19 protein-coding genes and 1 tRNA gene are annotated in these 18724 nt (G+C 61.9%); 8 read left to right on the forward strand and 12 right to left on the reverse strand.

Features of this window, described 5'->3' with window-relative positions; genetic code table 11:
- Window positions 1–2: 2 nt before the first annotated feature.
- Together EU803_RS05420 and EU803_RS05425 are read right to left on the reverse strand one after the other, a co-directional pair.
- Window positions 3–1061 carry a FliG C-terminal domain-containing protein gene (locus EU803_RS05420; protein WP_129680580.1) on the reverse strand — a complete coding sequence of 353 codons (1059 nt, stop codon included), beginning with the start codon at window positions 1059–1061 and terminating at the stop codon, window positions 3–5.
- Between the two features lie 191 nt (window positions 1062–1252).
- Window positions 1253–1699, reverse strand: a complete 447-nt coding sequence (locus EU803_RS05425) for an autoinducer binding domain-containing protein (RefSeq protein WP_207209169.1) — start codon at window positions 1697–1699, stop codon at window positions 1253–1255.
- 162 nt (window positions 1700–1861) lie between these two features.
- Here EU803_RS05425 and EU803_RS05430 point away from each other — a divergent pair, with 162 nt between their 5' ends.
- Complete coding sequence (locus tag EU803_RS05430) at window positions 1862–2485, forward strand: LuxR family transcriptional regulator (RefSeq protein WP_242494289.1); 624 nt, start codon at window positions 1862–1864, stop codon at window positions 2483–2485.
- Window positions 2486–2779: 294 nt separating this feature from the next.
- On the forward strand, window positions 2780–3451 hold the full coding sequence (locus EU803_RS05435; protein ID WP_129680585.1) for an acyl-homoserine-lactone synthase: 672 nt from the start codon (window positions 2780–2782) through the stop codon (window positions 3449–3451).
- 43 nt (window positions 3452–3494) lie between these two features.
- Here EU803_RS05435 and purB read toward each other — a convergent pair whose 3' ends face one another.
- The gene (gene purB, locus EU803_RS05440) at window positions 3495–4799 is read right to left on the reverse strand and encodes an adenylosuccinate lyase (protein WP_129680587.1); all 1305 of its coding nucleotides are present in this window, start codon (window positions 4797–4799) and stop codon (window positions 3495–3497) included.
- Between the two features lie 215 nt (window positions 4800–5014).
- On the opposite strand from purB, the gene EU803_RS05445 reads away from it, so the two are divergent.
- Window positions 5015–5926 carry an endonuclease/exonuclease/phosphatase family protein gene (locus EU803_RS05445; protein WP_165352785.1) on the forward strand — a complete coding sequence of 304 codons (912 nt, stop codon included), beginning with the start codon at window positions 5015–5017 and terminating at the stop codon, window positions 5924–5926.
- Here the strand turns inward: EU803_RS05445 and EU803_RS05450 are convergent.
- Both EU803_RS05450 and dddP read right to left on the reverse strand, forming a co-directional pair.
- Entirely contained in the window at window positions 5889–7115 is a 1227-nt protein-coding gene (locus EU803_RS05450) for a bifunctional alpha/beta hydrolase/OsmC family protein (RefSeq protein WP_129680591.1), read from the reverse strand. The two genes, EU803_RS05445 and EU803_RS05450, sit on opposite strands and share 38 nt — an antisense overlap.
- A 105-nt stretch (window positions 7116–7220) precedes the next feature.
- Complete coding sequence (gene dddP / locus EU803_RS05455; RefSeq protein WP_129680593.1) at window positions 7221–8561, reverse strand: dimethylsulfonioproprionate lyase DddP; 1341 nt, start codon at window positions 8559–8561, stop codon at window positions 7221–7223.
- Window positions 8562–8673: 112 nt separating this feature from the next.
- On the opposite strand from dddP, the gene EU803_RS05460 reads away from it, so the two are divergent.
- Window positions 8674–9432, forward strand: coding sequence for a DUF3445 domain-containing protein (locus tag EU803_RS05460; protein ID WP_129680595.1), 759 nt, complete (start codon window positions 8674–8676; stop codon window positions 9430–9432).
- Here the strand turns inward: EU803_RS05460 and EU803_RS05465 are convergent.
- The 5 genes from EU803_RS05465 to EU803_RS05485 all read right to left on the reverse strand — a co-directional run bounded on the left by EU803_RS05465 (window position 9419) and on the right by EU803_RS05485 (window position 13160).
- On the reverse strand, window positions 9419–9652 hold the full coding sequence (locus EU803_RS05465) for a hypothetical protein (RefSeq protein ID WP_129680597.1): 234 nt from the start codon (window positions 9650–9652) through the stop codon (window positions 9419–9421). The two genes, EU803_RS05460 and EU803_RS05465, sit on opposite strands and share 14 nt — an antisense overlap.
- Window positions 9653–9783: 131 nt before the next feature.
- Complete coding sequence (locus EU803_RS05470; protein ID WP_129680599.1) at window positions 9784–10230, reverse strand: hypothetical protein; 447 nt, start codon at window positions 10228–10230, stop codon at window positions 9784–9786.
- Window positions 10231–10282: 52 nt separating this feature from the next.
- Complete coding sequence (locus tag EU803_RS05475) at window positions 10283–11164, reverse strand: hypothetical protein (protein ID WP_129680601.1); 882 nt, start codon at window positions 11162–11164, stop codon at window positions 10283–10285.
- A 216-nt stretch (window positions 11165–11380) separates the two neighbouring features.
- Complete coding sequence (gene glnA, locus EU803_RS05480; protein WP_129680603.1) at window positions 11381–12787, reverse strand: type I glutamate--ammonia ligase; 1407 nt, start codon at window positions 12785–12787, stop codon at window positions 11381–11383.
- Window positions 12788–12821: 34 nt separating this feature from the next.
- Window positions 12822–13160, reverse strand: coding sequence for a P-II family nitrogen regulator (locus EU803_RS05485; protein WP_129680606.1), 339 nt, complete (start codon window positions 13158–13160; stop codon window positions 12822–12824).
- A 175-nt stretch (window positions 13161–13335) separates the two neighbouring features.
- Between EU803_RS05485 and EU803_RS05490 the strand changes: the two genes are divergently transcribed.
- Window positions 13336–15006, forward strand: coding sequence for an NAD(P)H-hydrate dehydratase (locus tag EU803_RS05490; RefSeq protein WP_129680608.1), 1671 nt, complete (start codon window positions 13336–13338; stop codon window positions 15004–15006).
- A gap of 157 nt (window positions 15007–15163) precedes the next feature.
- On the opposite strand, the gene EU803_RS05495 is transcribed toward EU803_RS05490, so the two are convergent.
- Entirely contained in the window at window positions 15164–15637 is a 474-nt protein-coding gene (locus tag EU803_RS05495; protein ID WP_129680610.1) for a Hint domain-containing protein, read from the reverse strand.
- A gap of 169 nt (window positions 15638–15806) precedes the next feature.
- Between EU803_RS05495 and EU803_RS05500 the strand changes: the two genes are divergently transcribed.
- The 3 genes from EU803_RS05500 to EU803_RS05510 all read left to right on the forward strand — a co-directional run bounded on the left by EU803_RS05500 (window position 15807) and on the right by EU803_RS05510 (window position 18039).
- Window positions 15807–15891 (forward strand) — tRNA-Leu (locus tag EU803_RS05500).
- A 147-nt stretch (window positions 15892–16038) separates the two neighbouring features.
- Window positions 16039–17373 (forward strand): trigger factor, encoded by a 1335-nt coding sequence (tig, locus tag EU803_RS05505; RefSeq protein ID WP_129680612.1) that lies wholly within the window; start codon window positions 16039–16041, stop codon window positions 17371–17373.
- 192 nt (window positions 17374–17565) lie between these two features.
- Window positions 17566–18039 carry a hypothetical protein gene (locus EU803_RS05510; protein WP_129680614.1) on the forward strand — a complete coding sequence of 158 codons (474 nt, stop codon included), beginning with the start codon at window positions 17566–17568 and terminating at the stop codon, window positions 18037–18039.
- A gap of 78 nt (window positions 18040–18117) precedes the next feature.
- On the opposite strand, the gene rplI is transcribed toward EU803_RS05510, so the two are convergent.
- Window positions 18118–18723, reverse strand: coding sequence for a 50S ribosomal protein L9 (gene rplI / locus EU803_RS05515; protein ID WP_129680616.1), 606 nt, complete (start codon window positions 18721–18723; stop codon window positions 18118–18120).
- Window position 18724 lies beyond the last annotated feature (1 nt).

An 18724-nucleotide genomic window follows, 5' to 3' on the forward strand; every position in this document is an offset into this window, starting at 1 on the left:
CGCTAGTCCTCGTCCTCCTCAGCCTCGATCAGGGTGATGTCGCCCGCGTCGGCCTTTGCCCGGATCGCACCGATCAGAAGCGCCTGCGCACCTTCGCCATCGGATTTCTTGATCTTGCCGCGTTCGCCCATTTCCTCGCGCAGTTGGTCGGCCATGCGTTGCGACATGTTCGACAGGATGAAATCGACGGCGGCCGCAGAATCCCCGCCGACCGAGACGGAATAGGCCAGCGCGGTGACAAGGGCGGCGCCTTCGACCTCGCGGATGACCTTGGGCACATCGTTGGGAAGCAGACGTGCGGGGATGTCGGGGAAGGTAAAGATCGCCTTGCGGACCTCGTCGGCAAGGGCAGGGTCGTCGGTGCCAAGCGCTTCGAGCAGGGCATCGCGGGTATCGGCCCCGCTGGAATTCAGAATGGCGCCGATCCGCTGCGACGGGTGGACGTCGAAGGCGGGCATCGGGCGATTGGAGTAGTCGGCGGCGAGCGAGGCGCCTATTCGGGCCACCGCATCGGGTGTCACGGCCCCGGTTTGCGAGACGGCATAGGTGATCCGCCGGGCCCGTTCGCCGGGCAGCTTACCCAGGACCTCTGCGGCGCGGGCAACGGGGAGTTTCGACAGGGCGACGGCGCAAACCTCGGTGCTTTCGGTTTCCATCAGCGAAACGAGGTCGGGAACCTCCAGCGCCAGAACCTGCTGCCAGGGATCGCCCCCCTTGGCGCGGGCGTTTTCCTCGCGAAGCCGGGCGGCGGCTCGCGGGCTTAGGGTATCACTCAGGGCAGCCAGCGCCGCCTCGACCCCGTCGGGCGCAGTCAGCGCGACTTGTTCCAACTCTCGCGAGAATTCCTCGATCACGGTGTTGAGTGTCGTATGGTCGATGACCTTCAGACCGCCAAGTTCGCGGGTCAGTTGCAGTTGCAGGTCTTCGGGCAGTTGGGACAGCCCCAAGGGGGCACCTTCCTTCAACAACAGCTGCACCACCATCGCGGCCTTACGGCGGCGGCTGATGGTTCGTGCGGGCGGGGACGGGGTAGGGGGATCGATCGGCTGGGTTAGGGTCATCGGGTGCGGCCAGTCAGGACAGGGACACCCCGAGATGACCACGAATCCCGTAAACAGCGGGTTACGGACCCTTTGCAAGATTTGGCGGAATCCCCCGAATCGTAGCCGAAAATGCTACAAATCCGAGCCTTTGGGAATTGGTTGACGCAACGTCAACCACAGGCGCTCCGCTTGCTCGCGCGGTTGGGGATTTAGGGGTGTGTGAAGGAAATGGACATGCGGCGCAGATCTTCGCGGACCTCGGGCGAGACGGATTTCGCCTCTGCCGTCATGGTGTGCAGATCCTGAACAAGACCTTGCAACTGGTCGATCTCGGCATCGGTCAATTCCCGGTCACTGCGGGCGAAACCGGCGACAGAGCGGCTTCCGCCGTCTTCGATGCCACAGGCCATACCGTAGACAAGCCCATATTTACTTGCTTCCGACAGGACTTCGGCAGGGTCGTTGGCAGCAAGTTCGGACCAACGGATCGTTCCGTTGTTTTCAAAGCCGAAGCCGACGATCGGGTCTTGCATGACCATCCCGCGTTTGTTGTAGAGATTGATCCATTCTTTGGGGTAAGTTTGGAACAGGAACGCCGGAGTCGTGAACTGGATATGAAAAGCAATCGCAAATCCCGCCGGAGCGATGTCCTGCATGGTCGTAAGGATACGACGAATCTCTGCGGTTGTATTCATGGCGTTGCTTTTCCCCTTTTAGGTTGCCTGTCGAACACCGATAACATTAGGTAACATCACAAGAGCCTGTCATAAAACTGACGGTCCAACAATCAAAGACTGACGCCGGGAAAGATCTTCAGAGTGAGCGAAAGCCCGCAAAACGAAACATTGACTGCCGAAGAGTTGGAGCATCTTGCCCCGTCGGGGTACTACCTTGCGCTTCGGTTGGGTTTTGCCTTTCCGCTTGAAGAAATCAACGCGCTTCCGACGCAATGGATCGAACATTACACGGCCAACAGGTTCATGTTGCACGACCCGGTCATCCGCTGGGTCTATGTGAATACAGGGGCCGTCCGCTGGAGTGACATCGACCTGCCGGACCCGCAGAAAGTCTTTGAAAGGGCTTACAATTTCGGTCTGCGATTTGGTCTGGCGATCTGCTGTGCCGACGATTCCGCGGAAGGCCAGCGGTCGTTCGGGTCCTTTGCACGACCGGACAGGGAATTCACCAAGGCCGAGATCGCGCGCCTGTCCGGCCATCTGCACGCGCTGCACTTCCAAAAGGCTCCGCCAACCAACCTGACTCAGGCCGAGATCGAGGCGCTGGTGATGGTAAAGCAGGGCCTTCGCCTGAAGCAGATCGCCCATGAGTTGGGGGTCAGCGAAGGTGCCGTAAAGCAACGTATCCGCAACGCCAAAACGAAGCTCGGGGCGCAGACTGCGCCCCAGGCGGTTACTTTGGCGAGCGGATTTGGCCTGATCTGATCCATTTCCCCTGATTGATTCGCTGCTGCGCCACTCCCGTCAGGGCGGTGGAGCGTTGCCAAAACAGCGCGCCCCGCGACAAGACGTCCATCGGCGTTTTTTCGCCCTATCCCAAACATCCGGAAAACAAGGGTTTTCATCGGTTCATGGCCTGAACTGATGCAACCTTCTGTTAATGCTTAATCAAGCGTTAAGAATAGGAGAGTGATTATCACTTTGCTACAACTTGAGATAATTAAGATGCAATCTACAGGATATTGTAGCTAATACAACACAACCAAGAGGAGAGTTGGCGTGCAAAATATCACTTTCGATCTGCTGGGGATGCACCGCCATGGGGCTGCTTTCGAAGACTATCTGGCACTGCGAAAGGCATTCTTTGTGGACACGTTGAACTGGGGAATTCCACATAACGCCAGAGTGGAAATGGACCAATACGACAACCCGCTGGCGTTCTATTCGCTGGTTCTGGATGACGATGGCGAGGTGATCGCGGGCGCGCGCACCTTGCCGTGTTCCGCGAACTGGGGAAGCCATAGCTACATGCTGCGGGATGCCGCGTTGGGGACCCTTCCCGAGATACCGGCCCTGATCGAGCCGGACATGGTGACGGACACGGTTTGGGAATGCACCCGGCTGGTCGTGTCGGACAAGGTCAAATCGATGCGGGAACGGATTTCCGTGCTTGGCCTGATCGTGGATGGGCTTGTCGATATTGCCCGGCCACGCGGCGGCAAGATCCTGATGTCGCTATCAAACCTGTGGCTGCATCGGGCGCTGAACAAGCTGGGCCATCCGACAGACCTGTGGTGCGACCCCTATGTGAACGCGGATGACGGGCACAAATACGCGGTTATGGCGATGCCGGTTCCCGCCCTGCCGGATTATGTGCGGATCCCTGCGGCTGCGGCGGTTCCGACGCATCTGCCACATCCCGGCATGGTTCATGCCCCATCCTTTGGCTAGGGCAGGTCGCGGCGGTCCCCCGATTGGGCACCGCCGCGATTGATCATGCGCCGAAGACGCGGGCGAAAATCGTGTCGACGTGTTTGGTGTGGTAGTCCATGTCGAACCTCGCGTTGATGCCGTCCTCTCCGAGGGCGGCAACGACCTCTGCGTCCTGCAGAAGAAGCTCGCGGAAATCGACCCGCTCTTCCCAGACCTTCAGGGCGTTGCGCTGCACCATGGCATAGGCGTCCTCGCGGCTGACGCCGGCCTGTGTGAGGGCCAGAAGCACACGCTGGCTCATCACAAGTCCCGGGAACTTGTTCATGTTGTCGAGCATGTTGTTCGGGAAGATCAGCATTTTTTCCACAACCCCGGCCAGACGGTGAAGCGCGAAGTCCAGCGTGATGGTCGCGTCCGGGCCGATGCCGCGTTCGACGGAGGAATGGGAAATGTCCCGTTCGTGCCACAGCGCCACGTTTTCCATCGCCGGGATCACGGTCATCCGCACAAGGCGGGCAAGGCCGGTCAGGTTCTCGGTCAGAACCGGGTTTTTCTTGTGCGGCATGGCCGAAGAGCCTTTTTGCCCCATCGAGAAAAACTCGGCGCCTTCCAGAACCTCGGTCCGCTGCATGTGACGGATCTCGATTGCGACGTTTTCGATGCTGCTGGCGATGACGCCCAGCGTGGCAAAGAACATGGCGTGGCGGTCGCGGGGGATCACCTGGGTCGAGATCGGTTCCGGGATCAGGCCCAGTTTTTCGCAGACGTGCGCCTCGACCGCCGGGTCGATATTGGCGAAGGTGCCGACCGCGCCGGAAATCGCACCGGTCGCCACCTCGGCCCGCGCGTTTTGCAGGCGGGTCTTGTTGCGGTCCATTTCCGCGTAGAAGCGGGCAAAGGTCAGGCCCATGGTGGTCGGTTCGGCGTGAATGCCGTGGCTGCGGCCGACGCGGACGGTGTCCTTGTGTTCGTAGGCGCGGGTCTTGAGCGCGGCCAGAACCCGGTCCATGCCGTCGAGCAGAATATCGGCGGCGCGGACCAGTTGAACGTTCAGGCAGGTGTCTAGCACATCCGACGAGGTCATCCCCTGATGCACGAAACGGGCCTCTTCGCTACCCACATGTTCCGCAAGGTGGGTAAGGAAGGCGATCACGTCGTGCTTGGTCACGGCCTCGATCTCGTCGATGCGGGCCACGTCGAATTCCACATCCTTGGCCTTCCAAACGGCTTCGGCGTTTTCCTTGGGGATCACCCCAAGCGCGGCCTGCGCGTCGCAGGCGTGGGCTTCGATCTCGTACCAGATCCGGAACTTGGTGGCGGGTTCCCAAATTTCGGTCATCTGGGGGCGGGAATAGCGGGGGATCATCGGTGTGGCAGCCTTTATTCCTTGGGGAAACGGGATGGGGTGGGTCATACGGCGGATCGGTCCCGGTCACAACCCATCGACCCGGCAAATTGGCGGGACAGGCCAGCAGTTTGCCGCCTGTCCCGCCCGGCCTACTTGCGCCCGGGGGTGCCGCTGGCGATAGTCCCGCCATCGCGGTCGGATGGATGGGAACAACGATGCGGAGAGGAAGCCTGATGCGGGCCCTTTGGGGGCTTCTTGCCGTCATTGGTCTTGTGGTCCTTGCCCTGACGCACCTCGGCGCTGCTGTGCCGTTGGGGGACGCGCTGGCGGTTCTGCGGCCGCATGTGATCTTGCTTGGTGTGCCTGTCGTTCTTGGCCTGCTCTTGGCCCGACTGGGGCGGGTGGCCCTTGTCGCCCTTGCTGCGGTCTCGGCATCGGCCTGGTTCACCTATTCCGACTGGCACGGCACAGCGGATCGTCTGACCGGGACGGGCGCGCTGTCGATCTATCAAAAGAACCTTTTGTGGAACGGCACGGACCGCGACGCCCTGTTGCAGGACATCCGGACCTCGGACGCGGATTTCGTGACCCTGCAAGAGGTCAGCCGGGAAAACGCCGCGATCGTTGATGGGCTGGCCGACCTATACCCCCATCGCCAGATTTGTCAGAGCGCGGGCAACGGCGGCATCGCCATCTTGTCCCGCCATCCGTTGCAGGACGGGCAGGACGGGTGCCGTGCCGGAGAGGGGATCATCCTTGCCCGCGCCGACCTGCCGAACGGTGACAGCCTGTGGATCGGATCGGTGCATCTGAACTGGCCCTTCCCCTATGATCAAGCGCGGCAGGTGCCCGGCGTGATCCGGGGCCTGGCCGCGCTGGACGAGCCGGTGCTGATCGGCGGGGATTTCAACATGGTCCCCTGGGGCAGTGCCGTGCGCCAGATCGCGCGGGCAGCACGGGCCGACCGTGTCGGCGGTTACGGGTCGACCTTTCCGGGGTTTGGCTGGTTCGCGCCATTGGCCATCGACCATGTGCTGGTGCCCGACGGAACCGCCGCGCGGGCAGAGGTGCGGCCCCGGTTCGGGTCAGATCACCTTGGGGTGCTGGTCAGGCTGGATCTGCCGGGGCAAGCGCCGTCTCGATGACCGAAGCGTTTTCCATCGTCCGGTGAACCGGGCATTTATCCGCGATTTCCAAGAGCCGCTGTCGTTGGTCGTCCGATAGAGCGCCGGTCAGGTGAACGGTCCGCGTGAACCGGTCGACCCGTTCCTGTGAACCGGTCGCCGCGTCCTGTGCGTGGGATTTGTTATGCACCACCTCGACGCTGACCCCGTCCAGCGGCCAGCCTTTGCGCCGTGCGTACATCCGGATCGTCATGGAGGTGCAGGCGCCGAGCCCCGCCGACAACAGCCCGTAGGGGGAGAGCCCGCGGTTGGTGCCGCCATAGGTGATCGGCTCGTCCGCCAGAATGTGATGATGCGGCCCGCCCTGAATGTCCTGAAGGAACCCGGTTGCGTCGGCCTCGGTCACGCGTACGATCCCCTCGGGCACGCCGGGTGGCGGGGCGGGGGGGCGCAGGTCAAGGTATCGGCCCGCCCAGGCGGCGATGACCTCGGCCACATATTCGGCGTCTTCGGCCCGGCTGAGCAGATGGTCCGCATCGTCAAGGGTGACAAAACTTTTCGGATGACGGGCCGCGGCAAAGATCTGCGCCGCGTTGTCGATCCCCACGATGGCGTCAAGTGGCCCATGCAGCACCAGAAGCGCCGCGCGCAGCGCGCCAATCCCGTCCTCAAGGTCGTGGGTTTCGACATCCTGCACGAAATCCCGACCAATCCGGAACGGCCGCCCCCCCAGATTGACCTCGGCGACGCCGTCCGTCTGAATCCGGTCGATGTCGCTGCGGAAGTTCGCGGTGACATGGCCGGGGTGAAACGGGGCGCCGATGGTTGCAATGGCCCGGATGCCCTCGATCCGCTGGCCTGCGCTCAGAACGGCGGCCCCGCCCAGCGAATGGCCGATCAGCAGGCTTGGCGCCATACCGCGCTTGGACAACGCCTCTGCCGCCGCTTCAAGATCGGCGATATTGGACGAGAACGTCGTGTTTTCGAATTCGCCGCCCGAATGGCCCAGCCCGGTGAAATCGAACCGAAGCACCGCGATCCCCATGCCCGACAGCCGTGCCGCGATCCGCCGGGCGGCGGTGATGTCCTTGCCGCAAGTGAAGCAATGGGCAAAGACCGCAGTCGCCAGATGTGGCCCGTCGGGCAAATCCAGCCGGGCGGCGAGCTTGTCGCCGCTGTGGCCAGGAAAAGTGAAACGTTCGGTGGGCATCGGCGGACCTCCTTTGGATCGGACCAAAGTGGTCGGCAGGGGGCTGCCGCTCAACCCATGTTTCAGCAGTCTCTCGGGAAGGTGAGGGCCGGTAACCGGCCCGCCCTATTCGCCCATCAGCGCCGGATCGAAGGGGTATTTCGTCAGGTTCTCGAACCCGTCTTCCGTCACCAGCACCTGATCTTCCAGCTTGATGGAAAAATCGCCGCCAACCGCGCCCACTGCCGCTTCGACACACAGGACCATGCCCGGTTGCAGTTCATAGTCAAAACTGCCCGGAACCGCGTTGTCTGGATAGGCGACCAGCGGCCATTCATCGCACAGGCCCACACCATGCATCATGCAGCCGTATTTCTGCGCCTGAAACTGGTGGTCCAGCCGGTGGCAATTCGCGGTCAGCTCCGGGATCGAAACGCCGGGTTTGATCATCTGCATGTTGGTCATGATGTGTTCATGGGCGTGGCGCATGGCATAGATCATGTCCTCGCGCGGTTTCCTGTCGCCGATCCACCATGTCCGGCTGATGTCGATACAGATGCCGTAGCTGCCGATCAGATCGGTGTCGAAGGCCACGATCTCGTTGTTCTGCACGATCCGGGGGCCGCATTCCTGAAACCACGGGTTGGTGCGCGGGCCGGAGGCCAGCAGCCGGGTTTCGATCCATTCGCCGCCCCGGCGGATGTTTTCGGCGTGCAACACGGCCCAGATATCATCCTCGGATGTTTTGCCTTGGGGCACGGCGGCGCGGGCGAAATCCTCCATCGCCTTGACGGCTGTCTCGCAGGCATGGCTGGCGCAGCGCATCGCCTTGATCTCGTCGGGGCCTTTAATGGCGCGTGATTTCTCGGTCACCTCCTCGCCCGGCATGATTTCGAACCCCTGCGCCTCAAGCGCGCGAAGCCCGTGCAGCATGACCTTGTCAACGGCAAGCCGCCGGTTGCCCCCGGCGTGGTCCGCGACCAGTTTGCGCACTTCGTTGGCAAAGACATCGGCGGCCACATCCACCTTGTCGCCCCGATCGAAGTAGAACAGGTCAGCCCCGGACCGGATTTCGCGCACGAGCGGATTGAATTCGGCAAGGAAGGGCGAATTCTTGTAGTCCCACAACACCATGTAGCCGTCCGGCAGGACAAGGCAGGCGCGGAACGGGTTGTGCGTGTTCCACAGCTGCATATTGGTCGAGTCAGTAGCGTAGCGGATGTTCAGCGGGTCGAACATCAACAGGCCGGCATAGCCCCGGTCCACGATCGCCTGTGTCAGACGGTTCAGACGGTAGCCGCGCATGGCGTCCAGATCAGGAAGCTCCAGCCCCGCGGCCGCCCATTCCCCGAAGGCCAGTTGGGTCGGCCCTATTTCGATCCGGTCATTGTCATTGGGACTGCCGTCGCCCAGTCGATCACCACGGGTCGGGTCGATCTTGCGTCGGTCGCGGTAATGGTCGTTCATCTGGGCCTCCCTGCCTGCCGTGGAATGCTGCGCCGGGGGCTGGGAAAAATCCGGCCTGTTTTCGACATTTTCGGGTATGGAATCTCCGGGCTGGTCCTGCCAAGAATTCGGCATGACGCAATCTGCCCCAATCCTGCAAAGCCATATCCCGCAGATCCAGCGGGACAGGGCCGCCGCGCGGCTTCCGTCGATGGTGCCTGTCGCCCCGGGGGACTGGCTGCAGGTGGATGATGCCTATGCCGGGCAATTGGCGGAAAAGGCGCGGTTGATTGCTGCCCATCGGGACCGGGTGATGGCCTGCCTTCCTGAGGCGCGGGATGCGGCGGCGGAACTTCTGACGGTGGTTCTGGCAGAGATCGCCATGCGGCCCGATTTCGCGATGGTGGGGCATGGGATCAGGCGGCCGGATGGGGTGGTGGTGTCACCTGATCCAAAGGACCCGCTGTTGACCCTGTCGCAATTGGTGCAGGAAGACCTGTGTATCCTGCAAAAACAGGGCGACGAGCATGTTCTGACGGCGGCACTTCTGTGCTTTCCGGCCAGTTGGACGCTGGCGGAAAAGATCGGGCGGCCGTTGACCGTGATCCATGTTCCTGTCGCCCCCTATGACGACGGGATCGCGGCGCGGGTTCAACGGTTGTTTGATGGGGTGCAACCGGGGCGGCCGGTCTGGCGGGCCAACCTGTTGCGCTATGAAGACCCGACCCTGTTCCAACCCCGGGCCGAGGCCGATCAGCGCCCCGTGGGGCGCCCCGACAGCGCCTTTGAACGATCTGAACGGCAGACGGTCTTGCGGCTGCCGGGCACCAGGGCGGTCGTGTTTTCGATCCACACGCACGTTGTGCGCCGGGGTGCGATCAGTCAGGGGTAGCGAGCGTGTCACCCTTTGGGGCCGACAGGGTGACGACCTCGCCCGATTGTTCCATCCCGAACAGGCGCGTTGACAGCCCTGTGGACAGGTCAAGGTGCATCAGCCCGAAGTAGAGCAGGATGGCGAGGCCGAATTGAACGACCTTACCCAAGGGGCCGAAGCTGGCTGCCCGAAGCAGGGTGCGGAGGACAGCCAGCCGGTCTGTTCGTGGTCGCGCCATGCGGGCAGGGCGGGGGTTTGACACCGTCCTTTTACCGATCTCAGGCTGACGGGCCTGCGCTTCACGAAGGAAGTCGCTGACCTTGATGCTGCCGCCGGTTTGGTGTGACCGTCCGCGCTGCTTCTCCATGGTCAGAACAGCACTTTCAGCAGTTCCTGCCCGGCCTCCAGCTGCGATGTGCCCATCGCGGTTCCGGTCAGGGCCATCGTCCGCGCCGTCATCGAAAGGCTTTCGCGCCCCAGAGCGGCAAGCACGAACATCGCCAGACCGATCGGTAGGGAAAACGCGAGAAGCGCGGCGTTGAGGGCGTTGGTCGACAAGCGGCGTTCAAGCGGAACCGTGGTTTTCGGCTTTTCCGGAAGGGCCGACAGAAGCCGACGGATGTCAAACCAACGCCGGCGCCGGACGTGCCGGTTGCGCAAAGCGCGCTTTGCATCCCGTTCGGCCATTTCGGCATCGAAACGGGCGGTGAGCGCGGGCAACACCTCTTCCGGGCGCAATCCACATCCCAGTCGGGCCGGGACCGGCTGATGCCGGGCCTGCGGCGGTGCGTAGGTTCGTTTCAGTGTTGTGGACATCGCTCGATCTCCTGTCCGTCGTTTGACCCTTGGTGGGCCTTTTCGGTCTTGTTCATGTCAGCAGCACCAGTATCTGCGGGGTCAGATCCGAATGGGTGACACCAACCGATGCCCCTGCCAGCCCCATCATCCCGGCGCTAAGCGAGAGGCTTTCGCGGCCAAGGATCGACATGGTCAGCACGACCGCCCCCAAGGGCAGCGAGAAGGCGATGACCGCAGAATTCAGGGCGTTGACCGCAGCCCGGTGCACCAAGGGCTTAGCGAGCCTTGGAACGGGCAGTTCGTCTTCGGTCGGGTAGAGGGCCGTTCGGACCCGTGCACGGTCAAACCACTCCTCGCAGCCCTCGGGAGGGCATGGAACGGGCCGGAACGCCCGGCTTTGCACCGCGCGCCCTGACATCTTGGCGGGGCGGACGGGGACCACTGCGCCCGGCGTCGTTTGACGCGGTCGTTGGTTTGCCTGCCTTGATCTTTCCAGCGCTTTCTTCACAAGTGGGACAAGGCACTCCACAAGGGTGCCGCAGATATCCGACCCAATGGTCTGATCGACCTCGATCATCAGAAGTTCATCCGCGGGGTGGTACGACTGAACACGGTCGGCCAGGCCCCGGCATACATCGGACCGTTGACTGTACAATGGACCGAACCCGGACCCGTCCGGCCCACTTCCCACGGAAAACACAACGGCCTCGGCAAAGTCGCGAAAACAGTCGATATCCGCGAAGTCACGGCGGAAGTCGCAGAAGGCCACGCAGATGCGCAGCCCGGTCATATCGAAGATTACGAAATCGTCGGACCGGGACGACTGCGTCGCATCCAGCTCTGGGTTATTGCACAGCGTGTCCGAGAGTTCCCGGCAGAGCGCCGAGAAGTCCAGACGGGATGGTTTGGCATAGCACAAAGCCGAAATCGTACTGATGGATCCATTCTTCATGGTCAATCCTCCAGCGTTGTTTCGAAATGGTTAACACCGAAATTGTGTGGAGAATTTGGAGTGACTGTGAGCATTTTGGCGACAATCATGTCAGGCTTGGTGCCAAAATGTGAAACGGTCAGGCCCGGGGCGGGCGATTGTTGCCGGGTTTTGGCCGGGCAAAAGGAAAGGGCGCCCCGGTCGGGACGCCCTTCCTGATCTGATGGTCCAGCTGGATCAGCAGCTGTAGTACATCTTGTATTCCACCGGGTGCGGGGTGTGTTCGTAGGCGTAGACCTCTTCCCACTTCAGCGCCATGTAGCCTTCGAGCTGCCCCTTGGTGAACACGTCACCGGCCAGCAGGAACTCGTGATCGGCTTCAAGGGCTTCCAGCGCTTCGCGCAGCGAGCCACAGACGGTCGGGATCTCGGCCAGTTCTTCCGGCGGAAGATCGTAGAGGTCCTTGTCCGAGGCTGCGCCCGGGTCGATCTTGTTCTTGATGCCGTCGATGCCGGCCATCAGGAGGGCAGCGAACGCCAGGTAGGGGTTCGCGGCCGGATCGGGGAAACGAGCCTCGACGCGCTTGGCTTTCGGCGATTCCGACCACGGAATACGAACGCAACCAGACCGGTTGCGGGCCGAGTAGGCGCGCAGAACGGGGGCCTCGAAGCCGGGGATCAGACGTTTGTACGAGTTGGTCGCCGGGTTGGTGATGGCGTTCAGCGCCTTGGCGTGCTTCAGGATGCCGCCGATGAAATACAGGGCTTCCTGGCTGAGGTCGGCGTATTTGTCGCCAGCGAACAGCGGCTTGCCGTCTTTCCAGATCGACATGTTGACGTGCATCCCGGTGCCGTTGTCGCCCGAGATCGGCTTCGGCATGAAGGTCGCAGATTTGCCATAGGCCTGAGCCACGTTGTGGATGACGTACTTGTACTTCTGGATTTCGTCGGCCTGCTTGGTCAGCGTGCCGAAGATCAGGCCCAGTTCGTGCTGGCACGAGGCCACTTCGTGGTGGTGCTTGTCGACCTTCATGCCCATGCGCTTCATGGTCGAGAGCATTTCCGAGCGCATGTCCTGCGCGTCGTCGATCGGGTTGACCGGGAAGTAGCCGCCCTTGATGCCGGGACGGTGGCCGGTGTTGCCCATTTCGTATTCGGTGTCGGTGTTCCAGGCGCCGTCGATGGCGTCGACCTCATAGGAGACCTTGTTCATCGAGACCGAGAAACGGACATCGTCGAAGATGAAGAATTCGGCTTCGGGGCCGAAGTAGGCGGTGTCGCCCACGCCCGAGGACTTCAGGTAGGCTTCGGCCTTGAGCGCGGTGCCGCGCGGGTCACGGTCGTAGGCTTCGCCGGTGTCGGGCTCGACCACGTTGCAATGCAGGCAGATGGTCTTTTCCGCGTAGAAGGGATCGACGTAGACGCTTTCGGTGTCGGCGATCAGTTTCATGTCGGACTGGTCGATGGACTTCCAGCCAGCAATGGACGACCCATCGAACATGAAGCCTTCTTCAAGGAAGTCTTCGTCGACCAGATCGGACACGATGGTCACGTGCTGGAGTTTGCCCTTGGGGTCGGTGAACCGGATATCGACGTAGTCCACGTCTTCGTCGCGGATCAGCTTGAGAACGTCAGCTGCGCTCATGTTTGATACCTCTTTTGGAGTAGCAGTGTTGGAATTACAGCGCGTCGTCGCCGGTTTCACCGGTCCGGATGCGAATGGCTTGTTCGACGGGCGAGACGAAGATCTTGCCGTCGCCGATCTTGTCGGTCTTGGCAGCGCCGATGATCGCCTCGATGGCGCCGTCGACCTGATCGTCGGCCAGAACCACCTCGATCTTCACCTTGGGAAGGAAGTCGACGACATATTCAGCGCCCCGATACAGCTCGGTATGGCCCTTCTGCCGGCCAAAGCCCTTGACTTCGACCACGGACAGGCCCTGGACGCCCGCCTCTTGCAGGGCCTCCTTCACCTCGTCGAGCTTGAACGGCTTGATGATGGCTTCGATCTTTTTCATGGGCGCGACTCCCCCGTGCATGGTGTTCTAGGGCGTCTGACCACTTCCCATTCGCGGGGACAATTGGATAGGCTGTGATAGCGGTATCCGCCGGGGGCATTTCGGGTGGAGTGCCTAAATTTTGTGCAAATAGCCCGTCTGGCGGGCAGTTTGAAAACTTTGCGGGGCTCAATCCATGACCGAACTCCTCACCGCCGCCCAAATGCGCGCCATAGAACAGGCCGCCATCGACTCTGGCCGGGTGACGGGGCTGGAACTGATGGAACGGGCCGGGCGTGGCGTGGTCGAGGCCGTGTTCGAGGAATGGCCAGAGCTGGCGCAATCCCCGCACCGGGCGGTGGTCCTCTGCGGACCGGGCAACAACGGCGGCGATGGCTTCGTGGTGGCGCGGCTGCTGAAAGACTGGGGCTGGGAGGTGGAGGTGTTCCTCTACGGCGACCCCGACAAGCTGCCGCCCGATGCGCGGGTGAATTACGAGCGGTGGTTGGAGAGGGGGGAGGTCGTCGGTCTGTCTTTCCCTGCACTCACGAACGACGAGATTGACCTTGTCAGTTCAGCGATAGCTTTGGTCGGCCATGATAGCGCGGTCTGTATCGACGCGTTGTTTGGGACAGGACTTGGCCGCCCGATCGACGGCCTGCAAACATTGATCGGAGAGTCATTGTTGGGGGGATCGGCATATGACAGCCACCCTCCCTATATTGTCAGCGTTGATATTCCGTCGGGCCATTGCTCTGATAGCGGCCGTATTCTTGGTGGCAGCGACGATCTCGCGGTCGGTGCACATCTGTCAGTCACTTTTCAGTTCGCAAAGAGCGGTCATTTTCTGGATGCTGCGGGACGGAATGGTCGTCGACTTAGGATAAAGGATATCGGGATCGATCCGTGCAAGGCGCGTCGCGTGCTGGGAGCGTGGCCGGGGCCGGAAAATGAACTCGATAGGCCGGACCCGTCAATCATCGCTCAGACCATCGAAAGATACCGCTATGAGCCAGCATTCAATCGGGGGAAAAGCAGCCTCGACAAACACGCCTCTGAGCACAAATACACCCACGGCCACGCCCTGATCCTCTCTGGCGGGTCCGGTAAGGGCGGGGCGGCCCGGCTGTCTGCGCGCGGCGCGCTGCGGATCGGGGCGGGGTTGGTGACGGTGGGCTGCCCGCCGGAGGCGCTGGTCGAAAACGCGGCCCGGCTGGATGCGGTGATGCTGACGCAGATCGCGGATGGGGATGCGCTTGGCCGCGTGCTGGAGGATCAGCGGATCAATGCCCTGTGTCTTGGTCCCGGTCTTGGGCTGGATCGGGCGCGCGAGCTTGTTCCAGTGGCACTGTCGGCAGGGCGGCGGACGGTCTTGGACGCCGATGCGTTGACCGCTTTCGCCGACCGCCCGGAAGATCTGTTCCGTCTGCTGCATAAGGCTTGCGTTCTGACCCCGCACGCGGGCGAATTTGCGCGCCTGTTTCCAGATATTGCTGAACGGCTTGCCGAACCCGCCACCACCGGCCCCGCCTATTCCAAGGTGGATGCCACGCGCGATGCGGCGGCGCGGGCGGGGTGCACGGTCCTGTTCAAGGGGCCGGACACGGTGATTGCCTCGCCAGATGGACGCTGCGCGATCAACTCCGCCCATTATGACCGCGCCGCGCCCTGGCTGGCGACGGCGGGGTCTGGGGATGTGCTTGCGGGGTTCATCACCGGGCTTCTGGCCCGCGGCTTCAGCCCGCAACAGGCCGCCGAGACCGCCGCGTGGCTGCATGTCGAATGCGCGCTTTCCTTCGGGCCGGGGCTGATTGCCGAAGACCTGCCCGAGGAACTGCCGAAAGTGTTCCGCTCTCTCGACCTGTAACCCCTTCTTTGGGTCGGAAATATCCCGGGGGTGAGGCCCGCAGGGGCCGAGGGGGCAGCGCCCCCTGATGTCACCATGGGTCTTGACCCATGGGCCCCCGAACGAAAACAGCCCCGGCCGGAGGCGCGGGGCTGCTTCAAATCGGGTGGTGTCCGGCTCAGACCGAGGCGGAGGCCATTTCGACGCCGTCGGCGTAGATGATGTGCTGCTTGTCGAAGACCATTTCATAAATCTTCACGCGCGTCTTGGGCTGTTCGGCGACGAATTCGCCGTCAGCGAGGCGGGAGGCCTTGACCAGAACCTGCTTGGCCCCAAACAGCGCCTCTGCCCGCCAGTCACGCAGGTGGATCAGCGTGTCGGGCGCCACCACCATGTCCCGGTCCGGGCGGGTGTGGCCAAGGCTGCCGGCCTTGATGCGGATGCAGGCGGCATCCTCTTCGCGGATGCGCATTTCCTTCAGCACTGCCACACCCGTGTCGCGGGTGATGATGCGGTCGCCTGGGGCGATATGTTCAATCGGAAGTTCCCCTTCCATCGTCATGACGATGGCACCGGCCAGAAGCCCGGCAGAGGTTTTGGTTACAACGGCGTCTGCCGTGGCCGCAGATGCGGTCTTGATCCCTTGGTGCATGGCGGTTCCCGCTCTTGCTGATGTCTGCCTCAATCTTTTGCGGCAGAATGTGTCAAAAAATGGTTCATGTCATGCTCTTTTTGGGATGTGGTCTGACAATTTCGGGGCAAAGAATTTTCGAAAATGCCTCTCGCCTCTGCCGTTTTGCTTTGCTAGAGAACCCCCGGACGCGGGTGTGGCGAAATTGGTAGACGCACCAGATTTAGGTTCTGGCGCCGCAAGGCGTGGGGGTTCAAGTCCCTCCACCCGCACCATCATCAGGACAGAGGCAGGAAACCGCGCCCGGGCGGGTGTTTTGGGCCTTAAACGCCTTGCGCAGGTTGGCTTCGGCCAATAGAAGAGCCCCTGATTTGGGATCGGCCGCGCCCTTCGCGGCCTCTATTGACGTAGAAGGACAGAAGATGCAGGTCACCGAGACCCTCAACGAAGGCCTCAAGCGCGCCTATTCCATTACCCTGACGGCGGCCGAGCTTGAAGCCAAGGTCAACGAGAAGCTGGAAGAAGCCCGCCCCGAGGTCGCCATGAAAGGCTTCCGCAAGGGCAAGGTGCCCATGTCGCTGCTGAAAAAGCAGTTCGGCCCCCGCGTTCTGGGCGAGGCCATGCAGGAAGGCATCGACGGCGCGCTGAACAACCATCTTGAAACCTCGGGCCATCGTCCGGCTGCCCAGCCGGAAATGAAGATGACCGACGGCGAGAACTGGAAAGAAGGCGACGACGTGAACGTCGAGGTGAGCTATGAAATGCTCCCCGAGATTCCGGATGTCGATTTCTCGAAGGTCAAGCTGGACCGCATGGTCGTGAAGGCCGACGATGCTGCCGTGACCGAGGCGCTGGAAAACCTCGCCAAGACCGCGCAGAACTTCGAAGACCGCAAGAAGGGCTCGAAAGCCAAGGATGGCGATCAGGTCGTGATCGATTTCGTCGGCAAGGTCGATGGCGAAGCCTTTGAAGGCGGGTCCGCTGAAGACTATCCGCTGGTTCTGGGGTCCAATTCCTTCATTCCGGGCTTTGAAGAGGGTCTGGTCGGCGTGAAGGCCGGGGATGAAAAGGACGTGGAAGTGACCTTCCCGGCCGAGTACGGCGCAGAGCATCTGGCAGGCAAGGCCGCTGTCTTTTCCTGCACCATCAAAGCCGTGAAAGAGCCGAAGGCCGCCGAGATCAACGACGATCTGGCCAAGCAGTTCGGTGCCGAGGATCTGGCGTCGCTGAAGACCCAGATCACCGAGCGTCTTGAAGCCGAATATGCCGGTGCGTCCCGCGCGGTGGCCAAGCGCGGCCTGCTGGACGCGCTGGATGGTCTGGTTGACTTTGATCTGCCGACCACGCTGGTCGACGCCGAAGCCAAGCAGATCGCGCACCAGCTGTGGCACGAGGACAACCCCGATCACCACGGCCATGACCATGGCGAGATCGAAACCACCGACGAGCACGTCAAGCTGGCCAAGCGCCGCGTGAAGCTGGGCCTGCTGCTGGCCGAGATCGGCCAGAAGGCCGAGATCAAGGTCTCTGACGCCGAACTGACCCAGGCCGTGATGAACCAGGCCCGCCAGTACCCGGGTCAGGAGCGTCAGTTCTTCGAGTTCGTCCAGCAGAACGCCGCCTTCCGGCAGCAGCTGCAGGCGCCGATTTTCGAAGACAAGGTCGTCGATCACATTCTGGATGCCGCCAAGGTGACCGAGAAAGAAGTGTCCAAGGCTGACCTTGAGAAGGCCGTCGAGGCGCTTGAAGAAGAATAAGGTCCGGGCGCATCAGCACCGGATCGGAAAGGGCACCTTCGGGTGCCCTTTTTCGTTTGCGCGGAGCCCGGCGGAGCCATCGTTTCAGGAACGGTCGGGATATCCTGACCAAAAGACAGAAGGTTTTGTTTTGAAAATTGCCGGGGATGGGGGCACACTTCGGCCAATAATATCGATACGAAGGGACATGAAATGAAACGTATTCTTGCCGCTATGGCGATTTTGATGGGGTTTGCCGTTTCGGCGCAGGCCTGCCCCGATTTCAATCAGTGGGGTGAAAGCTATAAGGCGACCGGCCAGCAGTTGTTTCAAGAGCGTCAGTTTAACGTGGTTGCCGGTGGGTCCAACTATATCTGGAATTGCCCGAACGTCCGGCCGGGAACGGACCGGGGGGCGGGGTATTTCACGACCGCGCCCGATTTCACATTCGATCTGTCGGGGATGGGGGGCTATCAGCTGGTCATCAGTGTCGTCAGCCGCTGCGATGCCGCGCTGCTGGTCAACACCGCATCGGCCAATTGGTACTATGATGATGACGACAACGGGAACCTTGACCCGCGCATCGTCCTGACCCGCCCGGCCAACGGCTATCTGGACATCTGGGTTGGTACCTATGACGGAGAGTACTGCGACGCGGTCCTGTCGCTGGAAACCTTCCGCCGCTGATTTCAGCACCGCCAGACATGAAAAGGGCCGCGCAGGTTGCGCGGCCCTTCGTCGTTTGGGTCAGGATGGGTGGACGCCTCAGGCGTCGTCATCCCCGGCAGCCGGGGCGTCGCCATCGTCATCCATCTGGGCGCCGCCGATATCATCGAACAGCTCCTGGATTTCAAATTCAGCGGCGGCTTCTTCTTCGGCGGCCAGTTCCTGGATCGATTTGCCCGAAGCCTGAAGTTCGGCTTCTTCCGGCGAGCGCGCAACGTTCACGGCGACCGAAACGGTCACTTCCGGGTGCAGCACAACGGCAACGGTGTGCAGGCCCAGGTACTTGATCGGCTCGGACAGGACGACCTGCTTGCGATCGACCGAGAACCCTTCGGCGGTCGCGATTTCGGAGACGTCACGCGGGGTGACGGAGCCGTAGAGCGCGCCCGAGTCGGCGGCGGAGCGAATCACGACGAACTGCTGGCCATCCAGCTTTTCGCCGAGGGCTTCGGCCTCTTTGCGGGTTTCGAGGTTGCGGGCTTCCAGCTGGGCCTTTTCGTTTTCGAAACGGGCCATGTTGGCGTCGTTTGCACGAAGGGCCTTGCCTTGCGGCAGCAGGAAGTTGCGGGCGTAGCCATCCTTGACGGAGACCACTTCGCCCATCTGGCCAAGCTTGGCCACGCGTTCGAGAAGGATCACTTCCATG

Source organism: Loktanella sp. IMCC34160 (genome assembly GCF_004145845.1).
In the GTDB taxonomy this organism is placed as follows: Bacteria; Pseudomonadota; Alphaproteobacteria; order Rhodobacterales; family Rhodobacteraceae; genus SELP01.

Bases quoted from the DNA above. Each gene is read 5' to 3' on its own strand.
- EU803_RS05510 (WP_129680614.1), top strand. From the start codon at position 17,566: ATGAAACGTATTCTTGCCGCTATGGCGATTTTGATGGGGTTTGCCGTT.
- EU803_RS05490 (WP_129680608.1), top strand. From the start codon at position 13,336: ATGACCGAACTCCTCACCGCCGCCCAAATGCGCGCCATAGAACAGGCC.
- EU803_RS05450 (WP_129680591.1), bottom strand. From the start codon at position 7,115: ATGCCCACCGAACGTTTCACTTTTCCTGGCCACAGCGGCGACAAGCTC.
- EU803_RS05470 (WP_129680599.1), bottom strand. From the start codon at position 10,230: ATGTCCACAACACTGAAACGAACCTACGCACCGCCGCAGGCCCGGCAT.
- EU803_RS05420 (WP_129680580.1), bottom strand. From the start codon at position 1,061: ATGACCCTAACCCAGCCGATCGATCCCCCTACCCCGTCCCCGCCCGCA.
- rplI (WP_129680616.1), bottom strand. From the start codon at position 18,723: ATGGAAGTGATCCTTCTCGAACGCGTGGCCAAGCTTGGCCAGATGGGC.
- purB (WP_129680587.1), bottom strand. From the start codon at position 4,799: ATGATCCCCCGCTATTCCCGCCCCCAGATGACCGAAATTTGGGAACCC.
- tig (WP_129680612.1), top strand. From the start codon at position 16,039: ATGCAGGTCACCGAGACCCTCAACGAAGGCCTCAAGCGCGCCTATTCC.
- dddP (WP_129680593.1), bottom strand. From the start codon at position 8,561: ATGAACGACCATTACCGCGACCGACGCAAGATCGACCCGACCCGTGGT.
- EU803_RS05425 (WP_207209169.1), bottom strand. From the start codon at position 1,699: ATGCAGGACATCGCTCCGGCGGGATTTGCGATTGCTTTTCATATCCAG.
- EU803_RS05445 (WP_165352785.1), top strand. From the start codon at position 5,015: ATGCGGGCCCTTTGGGGGCTTCTTGCCGTCATTGGTCTTGTGGTCCTT.
- glnA (WP_129680603.1), bottom strand. From the start codon at position 12,787: ATGAGCGCAGCTGACGTTCTCAAGCTGATCCGCGACGAAGACGTGGAC.
- EU803_RS05465 (WP_129680597.1), bottom strand. From the start codon at position 9,652: ATGGCGCGACCACGAACAGACCGGCTGGCTGTCCTCCGCACCCTGCTT.
- EU803_RS05475 (WP_129680601.1), bottom strand. From the start codon at position 11,164: ATGAAGAATGGATCCATCAGTACGATTTCGGCTTTGTGCTATGCCAAA.
- EU803_RS05485 (WP_129680606.1), bottom strand. From the start codon at position 13,160: ATGAAAAAGATCGAAGCCATCATCAAGCCGTTCAAGCTCGACGAGGTG.
- EU803_RS05495 (WP_129680610.1), bottom strand. From the start codon at position 15,637: ATGCACCAAGGGATCAAGACCGCATCTGCGGCCACGGCAGACGCCGTT.
- EU803_RS05460 (WP_129680595.1), top strand. From the start codon at position 8,674: ATGACGCAATCTGCCCCAATCCTGCAAAGCCATATCCCGCAGATCCAG.